The 15559-nt window shown below is 62.4% G+C and carries 18 protein-coding genes and 1 riboswitch; of the genes, 11 read left to right on the top strand and 7 right to left on the bottom strand.

The features are described from left to right. The 4 genes from rimM to ffh form a co-directional block, all read right to left on the bottom strand. Positions 1-579, bottom strand: a complete 579-nt coding sequence (gene rimM, locus FJQ55_RS16350) for a ribosome maturation factor RimM (RefSeq protein ID WP_140829800.1) — start codon at positions 577-579, stop codon at positions 1-3. A gap of 123 nt (positions 580-702) precedes the next feature. After that, on the bottom strand, positions 703-1077 hold the full coding sequence (gene rpsP, locus FJQ55_RS16345; RefSeq protein ID WP_140829798.1) for a 30S ribosomal protein S16: 375 nt from the start codon (positions 1075-1077) through the stop codon (positions 703-705). 64 nt (positions 1078-1141) lie between these two features. Further along, positions 1142-1462 (bottom strand): chorismate mutase, encoded by a 321-nt coding sequence (locus FJQ55_RS16340; RefSeq protein WP_113377843.1) that lies wholly within the window; start codon positions 1460-1462, stop codon positions 1142-1144. Between the two features lie 10 nt (positions 1463-1472). Continuing rightward, on the bottom strand, positions 1473-3044 hold the full coding sequence (gene ffh / locus FJQ55_RS16335; RefSeq protein ID WP_140829796.1) for a signal recognition particle protein: 1572 nt from the start codon (positions 3042-3044) through the stop codon (positions 1473-1475). 308 nt (positions 3045-3352) lie between these two features. On the opposite strand from ffh, the gene FJQ55_RS16330 reads away from it, so the two are divergent. The 11 genes from FJQ55_RS16330 (at position 3353) to FJQ55_RS16280 (ending at position 14010) form a co-directional block, all read left to right on the top strand. Then, positions 3353-4438: an MBL fold metallo-hydrolase gene (locus FJQ55_RS16330; protein ID WP_140829794.1), complete on the top strand. Its 1086-nt coding sequence runs from the start codon at positions 3353-3355 to the stop codon at positions 4436-4438. Between the two features lie 47 nt (positions 4439-4485). Next, positions 4486-4619, top strand: a riboswitch (TPP riboswitch). A gap of 91 nt (positions 4620-4710) precedes the next feature. Next, positions 4711-6549, top strand: coding sequence for a phosphomethylpyrimidine synthase ThiC (thiC, locus tag FJQ55_RS16325; RefSeq protein ID WP_140829792.1), 1839 nt, complete (start codon positions 4711-4713; stop codon positions 6547-6549). Next, positions 6546-7529, top strand: coding sequence for a glycine oxidase ThiO (gene thiO, locus FJQ55_RS16320; RefSeq protein ID WP_140829791.1), 984 nt, complete (start codon positions 6546-6548; stop codon positions 7527-7529). Before thiC ends, thiO begins: the two co-directional genes overlap by 4 nt. Continuing rightward, the gene (gene thiS, locus FJQ55_RS16315) at positions 7526-7723 is read left to right on the top strand and encodes a sulfur carrier protein ThiS (RefSeq protein ID WP_140829789.1); all 198 of its coding nucleotides are present in this window, start codon (positions 7526-7528) and stop codon (positions 7721-7723) included. The genes thiO and thiS overlap by 4 nt, the downstream gene beginning before the upstream one ends. Position 7724: 1 nt before the next feature. Then, a complete protein-coding gene (locus FJQ55_RS16310; protein ID WP_140829788.1) occupies positions 7725-8501 on the top strand; it encodes a thiazole synthase in 777 nt (258 codons plus the stop codon). Then, positions 8498-9103 (top strand): thiamine phosphate synthase, encoded by a 606-nt coding sequence (locus FJQ55_RS16305; RefSeq protein WP_140829787.1) that lies wholly within the window; start codon positions 8498-8500, stop codon positions 9101-9103. Before FJQ55_RS16310 ends, FJQ55_RS16305 begins: the two co-directional genes overlap by 4 nt. Before the next feature lie 87 nt (positions 9104-9190). Then, positions 9191-10099, top strand: a complete 909-nt coding sequence (dapF, locus tag FJQ55_RS16300; protein ID WP_140829785.1) for a diaminopimelate epimerase — start codon at positions 9191-9193, stop codon at positions 10097-10099. Further along, the gene (mtaB, locus tag FJQ55_RS16295) at positions 10096-11388 is read left to right on the top strand and encodes a tRNA (N(6)-L-threonylcarbamoyladenosine(37)-C(2))-methylthiotransferase MtaB (RefSeq protein WP_140829784.1); all 1293 of its coding nucleotides are present in this window, start codon (positions 10096-10098) and stop codon (positions 11386-11388) included. Before dapF ends, mtaB begins: the two co-directional genes overlap by 4 nt. 19 nt (positions 11389-11407) lie before the next feature. After that, complete coding sequence (ftsY, locus tag FJQ55_RS16290; protein ID WP_140829783.1) at positions 11408-12754, top strand: signal recognition particle-docking protein FtsY; 1347 nt, start codon at positions 11408-11410, stop codon at positions 12752-12754. A 27-nt stretch (positions 12755-12781) separates the two neighbouring features. After that, positions 12782-13423, top strand: coding sequence for a septation protein A (locus FJQ55_RS16285; RefSeq protein ID WP_140829781.1), 642 nt, complete (start codon positions 12782-12784; stop codon positions 13421-13423). After that, the gene (locus FJQ55_RS16280; protein WP_425467540.1) at positions 13420-14010 is read left to right on the top strand and encodes a DUF2585 domain-containing protein; all 591 of its coding nucleotides are present in this window, start codon (positions 13420-13422) and stop codon (positions 14008-14010) included. Before FJQ55_RS16285 ends, FJQ55_RS16280 begins: the two co-directional genes overlap by 4 nt. Before the next feature lie 4 nt (positions 14011-14014). On the opposite strand, the gene FJQ55_RS16275 is transcribed toward FJQ55_RS16280, so the two are convergent. From FJQ55_RS16275 to FJQ55_RS16265, 3 genes are read right to left on the bottom strand one after another with little or no spacing between them, the layout of a single operon-like run. Continuing rightward, positions 14015-14605 (bottom strand): DsbE family thiol:disulfide interchange protein, encoded by a 591-nt coding sequence (locus FJQ55_RS16275; RefSeq protein WP_140829778.1) that lies wholly within the window; start codon positions 14603-14605, stop codon positions 14015-14017. Then, positions 14602-14778: a heme exporter protein CcmD gene (gene ccmD, locus FJQ55_RS16270; protein ID WP_140829776.1), complete on the bottom strand. Its 177-nt coding sequence runs from the start codon at positions 14776-14778 to the stop codon at positions 14602-14604. Before ccmD ends, FJQ55_RS16275 begins: the two co-directional genes overlap by 4 nt. Next, positions 14775-15542: a heme ABC transporter permease gene (locus FJQ55_RS16265; RefSeq protein WP_140829774.1), complete on the bottom strand. Its 768-nt coding sequence runs from the start codon at positions 15540-15542 to the stop codon at positions 14775-14777. The genes ccmD and FJQ55_RS16265 overlap by 4 nt, the downstream gene beginning before the upstream one ends. Positions 15543-15559 lie beyond the last annotated feature (17 nt).

Raw genomic sequence — 15559 nt, 5'->3', positions numbered from 1 at the left:
TCAGCGACGCCCATTCGGGCGCGGCATTCCTCCACCGGCGCCATAGGGCTTCTCCTCGCCATCGTCCTTTAGGCCAGCTGCGATGGGATCGACCAGCAGGCGTCCACCTTCGAGATCGATCTCAAGGACGGCCGCTTCGGAGAAGGGAATGAGAACAGGGCGCTTACCGGGGCCTTTCAGCTCCAGAAGGTCGCCGGCGCCAAAATCATAAACCGCAGTGACTGCGCCGTAATGGTTGTTCTCGGCGTCATAGACTTGGAGGCCTTCCAAGTCGGCATAGTAAAACTCGTCATCGTCGAGATCCTCGTCGGGCAACGCGTCCCTGTTGACGAAGAGTTCGGTGCCGTTCAGCGCTTCTGCCGCGTTGCGGTCGTTGATGCCACGGAACCGGACAATGGCTACGGTCTTGCCGTCGCGAATGTCGAGGATCTCGAATTTGCGGCCATCGGCACTGTAGAGGACGCCGTAATCAGCCAGCCCAAGTTGATCTTCGGTGAAGGTCTTTACCCGCACTTCGCCGCGCAGGCCCTGGGCGGCGCCGATGACGGCCATCAGTATCGGATTTTCCAGCGTGCTCATGGCGATATGCAGTCCTGAAACATGTTCTCTTCGCTCCACCCTTTTAGGCGGAACCAAGGGCAAAGAAAACGCAAAAACGGGCGGTGGGAGACCCACCGCCCGCCTGCAACGATCCAAGATCGATTATTCCGCAGCGGCTTCTGCAGCAGCGGCCGCGGCGTCGGCAGCCTTCTGTGCCTTCTCGGCAGCGCGTTCCTGGGCCTTCTTGCCCGGCTTTGCCTTGTCCGGGTTGCTGCGAACAGCGCGTTCGGCCAGGCCGGCCTCAGCGAGGAAGCGCAGAACGCGGTCTGTCGGCTGGGCGCCCTTGGCAATCCATTCCTTGATCAGGTCAGCGTTGAGTTCAACGCGCTTTTCGTTGTCCTTGCCGAGCATCGGGTTCCAGGAACCGACCTTCTCCAGGAAGCGGCCGTCGCGCGGAGCGCGGGCGTCAGCAACGACGATCTGGTAGTACGGGCGCTTCTTGGAACCACCGCGGGCGAGACGAATCTTGAGGGACATGTAATTACTCCTTGAGGTTTAGTTCAGGCCGCCGCAGCGAACCCTATTCTTGTTGAGGCCGCCGTCAGGCGGTCTTTTCGGTGACACCGCCATGTTCGGCGGCAATGGCTTCATGATGCCGGATGACTTCCTTGATGATGAAGTTCAGGAACTTCTCGGCGAAATCCGGATCCAGATTGGCATCCTGGGCCAGACGGCGCAGGCGGGAAATCTGGTATTCCTCGCGCGCCGGATCGGCGGGCGGCAATTCGTGTGTGGCCTTCAGCACGCCGACAGCCTTGGTGCAGCGGAAGCGTTCCGCCAGCATGTGGACCAGCGCCGCGTCGATGTTGTCGATCGACTGGCGATAGCCGGAAAGCTGCTCCTTGACGGACGGATCAATCATCGGCGCCCTCTCACTTCTTCTTCGGCAGGCCGGGAAGGCCCGGGAAACCACCGCCGCCCAGGCCGGGAAGCTTCGCTCCACCAAGGCCCGGCAGACCGCCGCCACCGAGACCGGGCAGGCCGCCCGGCTTCATGCCGGCGGCTTCCGCCTGCTTGGCCAGCGCTTCGAGCTGCTTCGGATCCATTTTTGACAGATCCGGCATGCCCATGCCGCCAACCATGCCGCCGAGGCCCATTTTCGAGGCCAGGCCGCCCATCATCTGCTTCATCATGCCGCCTTTGCCTTTGCCGCCCATGGCCTTCATCATGTCGGCCATCTGGCGATGCATCTTCAAAAGCTTATTGATGTCGGCAGCATCCGTGCCGGAGCCGGCCGCGATGCGCTTCTTGCGGGAATGCTTCAGCATGTCCGGATTGGCGCGCTCGGCCTTGGTCATCGAGGAGATGATGGCGAGCTGGCGCTTGAAGACCTTGTCGTCGAGGCCGGCGGCGGAAATCTTGTCCTTCATGCCCGCCATGCCCGGCATCATGCCCATGATCCCGCCCATGCCGCCCATGGCCTGCATCTGCTTGATCTGCTCGGCCAGGTCGTTGAGGTCGAACTTGCCCTTGGCCATCTTCTCGGCCATGGCGCGGGCTTTTTCCGCATCGATATTCTCGGCGGCCTTCTCGACCAGCGAGACAATGTCGCCCATGCCGAGAATGCGGTCAGCGATACGGCGGGGGTGGAACTCGTCGAGCTCCGTCATCTTTTCGCCGACGCCGATCAGCTTGATCGGCTTGCCGGTGACGGCACGCATCGAGAGCGCCGCACCGCCACGGCCATCGCCGTCCATGCGGGTCAGAACGAGGCCGGTGATGCCGACGCGTTCGTCGAAATTGCGCGCCAGATTGACGGCGTCCTGCCCGGTGAGCGAGTCGGCGACGAGCAGGATTTCATGCGGCTTGGCGCGAGACTTGATCTCGGCCATCTCGATCATCAGCGGCTCGTCGATATGCGTACGGCCGGCGGTGTCGAGGATGACCACGTCATGGCCGCCGAGCTTGGCCGCTTGCACAGCACGCGATGCGATATCGGTCGGCGACTGGCCGGCGATCACCGGCAGCGTATCGATGCCGGTCTGGACGCCGAGCTGACGAAGCTGTTCCTGGGCGGCCGGCCGACGCGTGTCGAGCGAGGCCATCAGGACCTTCTTCTTCTCGCGATCGGTCAGACGCTTGGCGATCTTGCCCGTGGTGGTCGTCTTACCAGAACCCTGCAGACCGACCATCATGATTACGACGGGGGCCGGTGCGTTGAGGTCGATCGACACCCCTTCGGTGCCGAGCATTTCGACCAGCTCGTCATGGACGATCTTGACGACCATCTGCCCGGGTTTGATCGACTTCAGAACGGCGGCACCGACGGCCTTTTCGCGGACCTTGTCGGTGAAGGAGCGGACGACTTCGAGAGCGACGTCGGCCTCGAGAAGGGCACGACGGACCTCGCGCAGAGCAGCCGAGACATCCGCCTCGGACAGTGCGCCACGGCCGGTCAGTCCATTCAGAATGGATCCAAGACGGTCCTGGAGGTTTTCAAACATCGGCTCTTCCTTGCATGGTTCGGGGAAACCCAAACCTCGGTCTTCTCCACGCGGAAAACAAGACGCAAAGCCAAAAAGCACCCGAGGGCGCATCGCGCTGTCGGGTGTTGACCTCCGGGATCTCTTTACACCTTTTCGGGTCCCGGTCGGCGGCTCGGAGTTCTCGTCTCTTCGCAGATTGCGGCGGATAAACAGGAAAACACCCGGGAAGTCAAGCGAAGTCCCGATTTCCGGGGAGATCGCGGCCATCCGACAATCCGCGCCACGCCTATTGCCGTAGAAACGGCAGAACCACATATGGGTGAGCCATGAACAGACGCAGTTTTTTCAAATGGTCAGGCTTCGGGCTCGTCGCCGCTGCAATCGGAGGTCTCGGCTTGCGCGAAGCACAGGCGGGCAATCGCTATTACACCGGTCCGATCTCGGATCATTTCGACGGCAAGGTGTTCTTCAACCCGGGCGGCGAAGAGCCCCGTGGCTTCACCGATCTCCTGCGCTGGCAGCTCGGCGGCGGCAAGATAGACTGGCCGAAGGCCGTGGCTGCGGCCGATTTCGTTACGACCAGGCCGGAGCCGCGTGTCGAAGGGAGCCGACTGGTCGTCACCATGGTCGGCCATGCAACGCTTCTCATCCAGACGGCGGGGCTCAACATCCTGACCGATCCGGTCTGGTCGGAACGGGCAAGCCCCGTCTCGTTTGCCGGACCGAAGCGCAACAATCCGCCGGGTGTCGCTTTCGACGATGTGCCGAAGATCGACATCGTGATCGTCACGCACAACCACTACGACCATCTCGACATCGCGACCCTGAAGCGACTGATCGAGCGCGACAGCCCGCGCCTCGTCACGCCGCTCGGAAACGACACGATCATTCGCAGCGACGTGCCTCGGTTGGAGGCTGACGTCATGGACTGGGGTGACCGGATCGAGATTGGCAACGACGTCACCATTCATTGCGAGCCCTGCCACCACTGGTCGGCGCGCGGTATGGGCGACCGTCGCATGGCGCTCTGGGCGGCCTTCGTTCTGGAGACACCGGGCGGCAAGATCTACCATATCGGCGACACCGGCTATGCCGAGGGCAAGCATTATCGCGAGCTCAAGGCCAAGCACGGCGACATCAGGCTCGCGATCATGCCGATCGGTGCCTATGAGCCTCGCTGGTTCATGAAGGCGCAACATCAGAACCCGGAAGAGGCGATCGAAGGCTTCCGCTTGAGCGGTGCATCCTTCGGCATCGGCCACCATTTCGGCACCTTCCAGCTGACCAATGAAGGGATCGACGATCCGCCGAAGGCGCTTGTGACCGCCATGTCGGCAGCGGGTATCGGCAATGACCGCTTCAAGGGATTGCGACCAGGCCAGCAGTTCGAGGTGCCGCGCGCCGGCGCCTGAATGTTACCTCCCGCGTTGACAGCGGGACCGCTTTTGACCACACTTCACGCATTCACCAGGGGTGTCCCGACAAGGGGCTGAGATATCGCTACGCCAATCCCGCTAAGGACCATGGCAGCGCGGTGACCCGTTGAACCTGATCCAGTTCATACTGGCGTAGGGACGGTGCAAGCGCTGCAAAACGACGATTCGAAAACCCGAATCCCGTGGCGTCTTTCCATCATTCCGGCTGACATGACTGGGTCTCCAACCTGAACACTTGGAGCTCCACGATGAACATTGCCCCTAACTTCTCAAAGCCCGACGTCACCACCGGGCCACTACCCGCTTCGACCAAGATCTTGTTGGCAGGGGACATGCACCCTGACATTCGCGTGCCCCTGCGCCAGATCGCGCTGCACCCGACCTCCGGCGAACCGCCCGTAAATGTCTATGACGCATCAGGCCCCTATACCGACCCGCAGGCGACCATCGCCATCGACCAGGGGCTTGCCCGGCACCGGATAGCCTGGGTGGAGGCACGCGGGGATGTCGAGGCCTATGACGGGCGTGCCGTGAAGCCCGAGGACAACGGCTTCGTCTCGGCCGATAAGCTGACTCCGATGTTTCCCGTGAATCATCGTCCACTGCGCGCAACAGGCGGCAAGGCGGTGACCCAGCTTGCCTATGCCCGCGCCGGCATCATCACGCCGGAAATGGAATATGTGGCGATCCGCGAAAACCTTGGCCGGAAGGCTGCAAGGGAAGCGCTTGTCCGCGACGGCGAGAGTTTCGGCGCCGCGATCCCCGATCACGTGACGCCGGAATTCGTCCGCCAGGAGATCGCCTCGGGCCGGGCGATCATCCCGGCCAACATCAATCATCCCGAACTGGAGCCGATGATCATCGGCCGGAACTTCCTGGTGAAGATCAACGCCAATATCGGAAATTCCGCCGTCACCTCTTCCATGGCCGAGGAAGTCGAGAAGATGGTCTGGGCGATTCGCTGGGGGGCCGATACGGTCATGGATCTCTCGACCGGCCGCAACATTCACAACATCCGCGACTGGATCCTGCGCAATTCACCCGTGCCGATCGGCACCGTGCCGCTCTACCAAGCGCTGGAAAAGGTCGGCGGCATCGCCGAAGACCTGACCTGGGAGGTCTATCGCGACACGCTGATCGAGCAGGCCGAACAGGGCGTCGACTACTTCACCATCCATGCCGGCGTGCGGCTGCATTACATCCCGCTGACCGTCAACCGCGTGACCGGCATCGTTTCGCGCGGTGGTTCGATTATGGCCAAGTGGTGTCTGCATCATCACAAGGAGAGCTTCCTCTACGAGCATTTCGAGGAGATCTGCGACATCTGCCGCGCTTATGATGTCTCCTTCTCGCTGGGCGATGGCTTGCGCCCCGGCTCGATCGCCGATGCCAATGATGCCGCCCAGTTTGCCGAACTGGAGACGCTGGGTGAGCTGACCAAGATTGCCTGGGAGAAGGATTGCCAGGTGATGATCGAAGGCCCCGGCCATGTTCCCATGCACAAGATCAAGGAGAACATGGACAAGCAGCTGAAGACCTGCGGCGAGGCCCCCTTCTATACGCTGGGGCCGCTGACGACGGATATTGCACCCGGCTACGACCACATCACCTCCGGCATCGGGGCGGCGATGATCGGCTGGTTCGGTACGGCGATGCTCTGCTATGTGACGCCGAAGGAGCATCTGGGTCTGCCCGACCGCGACGACGTGAAGACCGGCGTCATCACCTACAAGATTGCGGCCCATGCCGCCGACCTCGCCAAGGGGCATCCGGCAGCGCAGCTGCGCGACGATGCGCTTTCCCGCGCCCGCTTCGAATTCCGCTGGGAAGACCAGTTCAACCTGTCGCTCGACCCGGAAACGGCGCGCTCCATGCATGACGAGACGCTGCCGAAGGAGGCGCACAAGGTGGCGCATTTCTGCTCGATGTGCGGGCCGAAATTCTGCTCGATGCGCATCTCGCATGACATCCGCGCCGAGGCCCAGAAGGAGGGCCTGACCGCCATGGCGGAGAAATACCGCGCCGGCGGCGATCTCTACATGACGGCGGACGAGGTCGCAGCGCTCGAAACGGGAGAGCGGCCATGACCGTTCTGGTGAAGGGCGCCGGTGTCGCGGGGCTGGCGACGGCGCTGGAACTGGCGCGCAGGGGTATCGCCGTCGAGGTCGTGGAGCGCCGGGCCGATATCGGGCTTGGCGCCTCCCATTGGGCGGGCGGCATGCTCGCCCCCTATTGCGAGCGGGAGGCGGCGGAAGAGATCGTGCTGACATCGGGTCTTGCCGCTGCCGACTGGTGGGACGAGGCCGTGCCGGGTCTCGTCCAGCGCCGGGGCACGCTTGTGCTGGCTAATCCCCGCGATCTCGCCGACCTCAAGCGCTTTGCGACCCGCACGCGCGGCCATCGCTGGCTGGGCGCGGACGAGATCGCAGAGCTTGAGCCGGATCTCAAAGGCTGTTTCGGCACCGGCCTCTTCTTTTCAGAGGAGGCGCATCTTCATCCACGCCAGGCCTTGCGGGGTCTGTATGAAGCCGCACGGAGGCTCGGTGTTTCCTTCCGCTTTGGGGAGGAGGCGGACGAGGCTGTAGGCTATTCAACGACCGTCGATTGCCGGGGACCACAGGCGATCGGCGAGATCGAAGGATTACGCGGTGTGCGCGGAGAGATGCTCTATCTGGAAACAGGCGATGTTGCCCTCTCCCGTCCCGTGCGCCTCCTGCATCCCCGCCACCCCCTCTACATCGTGCCGCGCGGCAACGGACTGTTCATGCTGGGCGCGACCATGATCGAGACTGACGACGACGGGCCGATCACCGCGCGCTCGATGATGGAGCTGCTCAACACCGCCTATGCGCTGCACCCGGCCTTTGCCGAGGCGCGCATCGTGGAAACCGGCACCGGCATCCGCCCGGCTTTCCCGGACAATGTGCCCCGCCTTATCGACACCTCCGAAGGCCTGGCAGTGGCCGGTATGCACCGCCACGGCTTTCTGCTGGCACCGGCCCTGGCGCGCGAGGCGGCGGAAAGGCTGACGAAGTTGGACGCTTCTGAGCGAAGGAGGACCGCATGAAGCTCACCGTCAACGGAGAAGCCCTGGAGCTCGATGCCGGTAATCTGGCCGATCTGCTCGCAAAGCTCGACTACGAGGGCGACTGGCTGGCAACCGCCGTCAATGGCGAGCTGGTTCATCGCGAGGAGCGATCCACGCATCACTTGAAGGAGGGCGATCGGATCGAGATCCTTTCGCCCATGCAGGGAGGCTGAGATGGCCCTGGAACTCTATGGCAAGGCAGTCTCCTCGCGCCTCTTGCTCGGCACCGCGCGCTACCCCTCGCCTGCGATCCTGGCCGAAGCCGTTCGGCGCTCGAAGACCGAGATCGTCACTGTCTCGCTGCGCCGGGAGACCGCAGGCGGCAAGGCGGGCGGGGCCTTCTTCCAGCTGATCCGCGATCTCGGTGTGCATGTCCTGCCCAACACCGCCGGCTGCCACAGCGCCCGAGAGGCGGTGCTGACGGCAAAGATGGCGCGCGAGGTCTTCAGCACTACCTGGATCAAGCTTGAGGTGATCGGCCATCACGACACGCTGCAGCCTGACGTTTTCGAACTCGTGGAAGCGGCGAAGATCCTCGGTTCCGAGGGCTTCGAGGTTTTCCCCTACACGACAGACGATCTGGTGGTCGGGGAAAAGCTGCTCGCCGCCGGATGCCGTGTTCTGATGCCATGGTGCGCGCCGATTGGCAGTGCCATGGGCCCGCAGAATCTGCCGGCGCTCAAATCCATGCGGGCGGAATTTCGCGACGTGCCGCTGATCGTCGATGCCGGCATCGGTCGCCCCTCCCATGCGACAACAGTGATGGAGCTTGGCTATGACGCCGTGTTGCTCAACACCGCTGTTGCCTCGGCCGGTGATCCGGCCGCGATGGCAGAGGCTTTTGCCAAGGCGATCGAGGCAGGACAAATCGCCCGTCAAGCCGGTATGCTGGAACCGCGCGACATGGCGGTACCGTCAACACCCGTCATCGGAAAGGGGGTCTTCGTATGAAGCTCGATCCCTTCTACCTCATCGTGGACAATGCAGACTGGATCGAGCGGCTGGTGCCGCTGGGGGTCAAGCTGGTGCAGCTGCGGATGAAGGACGCCGAGGAAAGCGTGCTTCGCCAGCACATCCGCCGCGCCCGGCAATGCTGCGCCGACCACGGCTGCCACCTCATCGTCAACGACTACTGGCAGATCGCCATCGACGAGGCCTGCGGCTTTATCCATCTCGGCCAGGAGGATCTGGCAACGGCAGACCTCGCAGCCATCCGCAGCGCAGGCCTGAAGCTCGGCCTCTCGACCCATGAAAAGGCCGAGCTCGAAACGGCGCTGGCTGCCAAGCCTGACTATGTCGCTCTCGGCCCCGTCTATCCGACGGTCCTGAAAAAAATGCCCTGGGCGCCGCAGGGTCTGGAACGGCTGACGGTGTGGAAGGAAAGGATCAGGCCCCTGCCCCTGGTCGCGATCGGTGGTCTTCGTCCCGACCGGCTACCCGGCGTCTTTGCGGCAGGTGCTGACAGTGCGGCGGTGGTGACAGACATTACCTTGCATGCCGATCCTGAGGCGCGAACCCGGGAATGGCTTGAGGTAACCGAACCATGGCGTTGACCATGCACGCGTGGTTTTGGCCGCTCTACTGGTAATTCGCTTGCATTTCCGCCATATAGGCTGAAAATGCAGCTTGCTGGAGTGACGATGTCGGATCGGGTCGAATTCGCGAGGATGAACGGGCTTGGCAACAAGATCCTGGTCGTCGACATGCGCGGTCGCACCGACCGGGTGACGCCGGCTGCCGCGATTGCGCTCGCCGCCGATCCCGCGACCGTCTTTGACCAGATCATGGCGATCCACGATCCGAAGCTCGACGGCACCGACGCCTATATCGACATCCTGAACTGCGATGGCTCGAAGGCGCAGGCCTGCGGCAATGGCACGCGCTGCGTGGTACAGGCACTGGCCAGCGAAACAGGTCGCAAGAGCTTCACCTTCCAGACCATCGCCGGCATCCTCAACGCCGTCGAGCATCAGGACGGGACGATCTCCGTCGACATGGGTAAGCCGGTCTTTGCCTGGGACAAGATCCCGCTGTCTGAAGAATTCCACGACACCAGCCGCATCGAGCTGCAGATCGGCCCGATCGACGCGCCGATCCTGCATTCGCCCTCGGCCATGTCGATGGGCAATCCGCATGCCGTTTTCTGGGTCGATCGCGATCCGATGACCTATGATCTGGAACGCTTTGGGCCGCTCCTGGAAAACCATCCGATCTTCCCGGAAAAGGCCAATATCACCCTGGCCCAGGTGACCTCGAAGACATCCATGGTGACGCGTACCTGGGAACGCGGCGCCGGCCTGACGCTCGCCTGCGGCTCTGCCGCCTGTGCCGCCGGCGTCTCTGCGGCTCGTACCGGCCGCACCGAGCGCAAGGTGACGATCACGGTGGCGTCGAGCCCCAATCGCGGCACGCTGACCATCGACTGGCGACCAGATGACAAGGTCGTAATGACCGGTCCCGCCGAATGGGAATGGTCCGGCACGGTTAATCCTACGACCGGGGACTGGCAGCGTGACGAGAGCGGGCAGGCAGAGGCCGCCACCCCGTGACGTCTGAGCAAAAAGGCGCCGTCGAGGTCATCACCTTCGGCTGTCGCCTGAACACCTATGAATCCGAGGTCATGAAGGCCGAAGCCGCCAAGGCCGGCCTCGAAAACGCGATCCTCGTCAACACCTGTGCGGTCACCTCGGAGGCCGTGCGCCAGGCCCGCCAGGCGATCCGACGTGCGCGCCGGGAGAACCCGGAAGCCCGTATCATCGTGACCGGCTGCGCCGCCCAGACGGAAGCACAAAACTTCGCTGATATGCCCGAGGTCGACGCTGTCCTCGGCAATGAGGAAAAGCTCAAGGCCGAACACTATCGCCGCCTGCCGGATTTTGGCGTCTCGGCGGAAGAAAAGGTGGCCGTCAACGACATCATGAGCGTGACCGAGACGGCGCCGCAGATGGTGGCGCATATCGATGGTCATGTACGCGGCTTCCTGCAGGTGCAGAACGGCTGCGATCACCGCTGCACCTTCTGCATCATCCCCTTTGGCCGCGGAAATTCACGTTCCGTGCCGATGGGCGCCGTCGTCGAGCAGGCGCGCAAGCTCGTCGAAAACGGCTATCGCGAGGTGGTGCTGACCGGCGTGGATGCGACGAGTTATGGCGCCGACCTGCCCGGCAATCCGACGCTCGGCCTTCTCGCCAAGACACTGCTCAAGCAGGTGCCGGAAATCCTGCGCCTGCGCCTCTCCTCGATCGACAGCATCGAGGCAGACAGCCATCTCTTCGACCTGATTGCCGATGAGCCGCGTTTCATGCCGCATCTGCATCTATCGCTGCAGCATGGCGACGACATGATCCTGAAGCGCATGAAGCGGCGGCATTCGCGCGCCGATGCGATTGCCTTTGCCGAACAGGTCCGGCGCTTGCGCCCCGGCTTTGCCTTCGGCGCCGACATGATCGCCGGTTTCCCGACGGAGACCGAGGAAATGGCGGCAAACTCCGCCAGCCTCGCCGAGGAGATCGGCATCGCGCATCTGCATGTCTTCCCCTACAGCCCGCGCCCGGGCACGCCGGCAGCCCGCATGCCGCAGCTCGACCGGGCGGTCGTCAAGGCACGCGCCGCAGAACTTCGGGCCGTCGCCGATCGATTGCAGGCTATCCATCTCGCCGCGCATGTCGGCACGCGCCAGAAGCTGCTGGTCGAGCGCAACGAAATGGCGCATACGGAAGACTTCACCCTCGTCGCAGCGCCCGGCATGAAACCGGGCAGCCTTGTCGAGGTTTCGATCGGTGGCCATACGGGCCGCCATCTGACGATTGCATCGGCAGCGGCAAGCGCGGCTGCCTGACAGACGGAATAGAGTGACCATGGCCCTCGGCTTCATCAAGAAAGTCTTCACCTTCGGCAAGGAGAAGCCCGCAGAAACGCCGACGGTGCCGGCGGAGTTGACGGCCGAGGAAGAGGTGGCGATTTCGGCGGAAAGCGAGCCGAAGGATCGCTTCGAAGACCTGCCTCTGGCCGAAGATCCGGTTCTCGTGGAGGAGATGGAAACGGCCGGCGGTCCATCCGACGATCTGTCACCTGAAGATCTCTCGATGGTGCCGCTCGAACTGCTCGAGGCGGAAGCCGAGGAAGAGAAGGCCGAAGCTGAGTCCGCGACCGCCGACGAGCCGGAAGCAGAAAATGAAGCCGTCTCGGATTTAGCCTTAGGGCCCGTGGTCCCCTTGCTGCCCAAGGGTTTCGCCACCGCTGAGGCGAGAGCGCCGGAGCCCGAGGCCGCTGCCCCGGCCGAAAAGCTGAGCTGGTTCCAGCGCCTGAAGGCCGGCCTATTTCGCACCTCCTCGCAACTGACCGGCCAGATCTCCGCTCTCTTCACCAAGCGCAAGCTGGACGACGAGACGCTGGAGGAGCTGGAAGACCTGCTGATCCAGGCCGACCTCGGCGTCGAAACGGCGCTGCGCGTCACGGACACGCTGGCCTCCGAGCGCTATGGCAAGGATGTGACCGGCGACGACGTCACCAAGATCATGGCGACAGAGATCGTCAAGGTGCTGAAACCGGTCGCCAAGCCACTGGCGCTTGATCTGAGCCACAAGCCGCACGTGATCCTTGTCGTTGGCGTCAACGGCACCGGCAAAACCACGACGATTGGCAAGCTCGCCGCCAAGCTTTCGGGCTCGGGGCTGAAGGTGATGCTCGCGGCCGGCGATACCTTCCGTGCAGCGGCCATCGAGCAGTTGAAGATCTGGGCCGATCGCACCGGTTCGACCTTTATCGGCACCAAGCTCGGCGCCGATGCGGCAGGCTTGGCCTATGAAGCATTCGAAAAAGCCAAGGCCGACAAGGCCGACGTCCTGATCATCGACACCGCCGGTCGCCTGCAAAACAAGGCAGAACTAATGGCGGAACTCGAAAAGATCGTCCGCGTTCTCGGCAAGCTCGATCCGGATGCGCCGCATACCGTGTTGCAGACGCTCGACGCGACGACAGGCCAGAATGCCCTGCAACAGGTCGAGATCTTCCGAAACATTGCGGGGGTCAACGGCCTGATCATGACCAAGCTCGACGGGACGGCGCGTGGCGGTATTCTCGTTGCTATTGCGGCCAAGCACAAACTGCCTGTCTATTTCATCGGTGTCGGCGAGGGGATCGACGATCTGGAGCCTTTCGAGGCGGAAGATTTTGCCAGTGCCATCGCCGGGATCGCGCGCTGAGGCGCAACAACTTCAAGGATGAGACTTATGTCGGACGCATCGACCGATACCCACGCCTCAAAGGCCGACAAGCAGCATCCGCTGTTGAAGATGGCGCTGGAACTCGGCCCGTTGATGGTGTTTTTCTTCGGCAATCTACGTGGGGAATGGCTGTCGCGGACATTTCCTGAACTGACTGCCATAGGGGGCCCGCTGTTGATCGCAACCGCCCTCTTCATGGCCGCGACGGTGATCTCGCTTCTGGTTTCGAAGATCGTCTTCAAGCATCTGCCTGTGATGCCGCTGGTTTCGGGTGTGGTCGTGATGGTTTTCGGTGGCCTTTCCATCTGGCTGCAGGACGAGACCTTCATCAAGATGAAGCCGACAATCGTCAACACGCTGTTCGGCGTCGTCCTTCTCGGCGGCCTCGCCTTCGGCACCTCGCTGCTCGGTTATGTCTTCAACGCGGCATTCCAACTTGATGCAGAAGGCTGGAAGAAGCTGACCCTGCGCTGGGGTGTCTTTTTCCTGTTTCTTGCCGTTCTCAACGAAGTGGTCTGGCGCAATTTTTCCGACGATGTCTGGGTGAGCTTCAAGGTCTGGGGCACTATGCCGATCACCATCCTATTCACACTTGCGCAGATGCCGCTGATCATGAAGCACTCCCTGGACGAGAAGGACGAGAAATGACCGCGATGACCAGCCAGACGGATAACCATTTTTCAACCCGTTTCTGGCTGGTGGTGACCGCGCTCATCATTCTGGTTCAGGTGCTGTCGCAGTACCTGATGGGCCGCATCTGGATTTGCGAGTGTGGCTATGTGAAGCTGTTCGAGGCCGGCGTGAATACACCTGGGAACTCTCAGCACTTGTTTGACTGGTACACGCCCTCGCACATCATTCACGGCTTTCTCTTTTATGGCCTTGGCTGGTTGATCCTGCGGCGCAAGCCGGTTGCGGCTCGGCTCGCGCTCTCCGCTCTGATCGAAGCGGGTTGGGAGATCCTGGAAAACTCGCCGATCGTGATAGATCGCTATCGTACCGCCACCATGGCCATCGGCTACACGGGTGACAGTATCCTGAATTCAGGGATCGATATGGTATCGATGATTGCCGGCTTTTTCTTTGCGGCCCGAGCGCCGGTGTGGCTCACCATTGCCATCGCCATTGGCTTCGAGATCCTGACCGCGCTGGTCATCAGGGACAACCTGACCCTCAACGTCCTGATGCTGGTCTGGCCCATTGAGGCGGTCAAGGTGTGGCAAGGCGGGGTGTGATCCCTCAGGAGCCGGCCAAGGCCTTCTCGACCGCTGGCATCAACTGCGTGTCGATCGACTGCTGATCGAAAGGACCGACCTTCTTGAACAGAATCGTGCCATCCGGGGCGACCAGATAGCTTTCCGGAATGCCGTAGACGCCCCAGTCAATGGCAGCCTTGCCATTGGGATCTACACCGATGGCTTGAAAGGGGTTACCGAGTTCTCCGAGGAAGCGCAGCGCGTTGTCGTTGCGGTCCTTGTAGTTGATGCCCACAAGGGTAATGCGCGGATCCTTCGACAGGGCGAGGAGCAGGGGGTGCTCTTCCCGGCAGGGGACGCACCACGAGGCGAAGACATTGACGAGCGTCAGTTTGCCGGCAATGGCCGCAGTGTTGAGTGCGGGCCGGTCGGACCCCTCAAGTGCCGCGAGTTCGAGAGCGGGTGCCTTCGTGCCGAGGAGCGCAGACGGGATTTCCGAGACGTCGCGTCCGGATTCGAGCTGAGTGGCGAACGCGATCGCCAGTGCCGCGAAAACCAGCAGTGGGAGCGCTGCGATGACGTAGCGCATCCGGCCTTTCGCGGCGGGCTTCGGAGTGTTTTCGGACGATGTCATGCGGCAGGGTCCTGCGGCGCTGTCGCCTGTGACCTTCTGCGTATTCCCTGGGCTTCAAGAAGCTTGAGTTCTGCCTGGCGTGCTCGACCGTCGAGATAGGTCCACAGCGTCAGCCCGAGGCAGATGCCGGCGGCGAGACCGTAGGATCCAAAGACATAGAAGGCGTGGCTCATGCCGCTTGCTCCCGGTTGGCCTGGCGGGCGGCCATGCGACGCTGGGCGGTGACGCGGCGGCGCCAGATCTCGTTGCGCATGGCCATCAGATGCAGAGTGAAGAACAGACAGGTAAAGGCGATTGCCATGACCAGAAGCGGCCAGAGGAATTCAGGATCGATGGTCGGGCCATCAAGACGCATGACGCTTGCCGGTTGGTGCAGCGTATTCCACCAGTCGACCGAAAACTTGATGATCGGGATGTTGACGAAGCCGATAAGGATCAGCACCGAGCTGACGCGCGCCGCACGAGACGGGTCATCCATGGCGCGGTTGAAGGCGATCAGGCCGAGATACATCAGGAAGAGCACGAAGACGGAGGTCAGGCGGGCATCCCAGACCCACCAGGTTCCCCACATGGGCTTACCCCAGAGTGACCCTGTCACGAGCGCGATCAAGGTGAATCCGGCGCCGAGCGGTGCTGCCGCCTTGTGGCTGACATCCGCCAAGGGATGGCGCCAGACCAGCGTGCCGATCGCAGACAGCGCCATCACGGAATAACACATCATCGAGAGCCATGCCGCAGGCACGTGCACATACATGATCCGGACCGTGTCACCCTGCTGATAATCCCCTTCGGTCGTAAAGCTCATGACGAGGCCGATCGCGAAGAGCACGAGCGTCACGCCGGCCAGCCACGGTAGGATCCGGGCTACAAGCGCCAGGAAGCGTGTCGGGTTGGCGAGGTCGCCGATCTTGGAGAAGGCAAGGCTGCTGTCGGTCATGTTACGTTTCTAGCCTG

The organism is Rhizobium glycinendophyticum (genome assembly GCF_006443685.1).
In the GTDB taxonomy this organism is placed as follows: Bacteria; Pseudomonadota; Alphaproteobacteria; order Rhizobiales; family Rhizobiaceae; genus Allorhizobium; species Allorhizobium glycinendophyticum.
The sequence above is the reverse complement of the archived record's forward strand: the minus strand, read 5'-3'. Positions and strand labels throughout refer to the sequence as shown.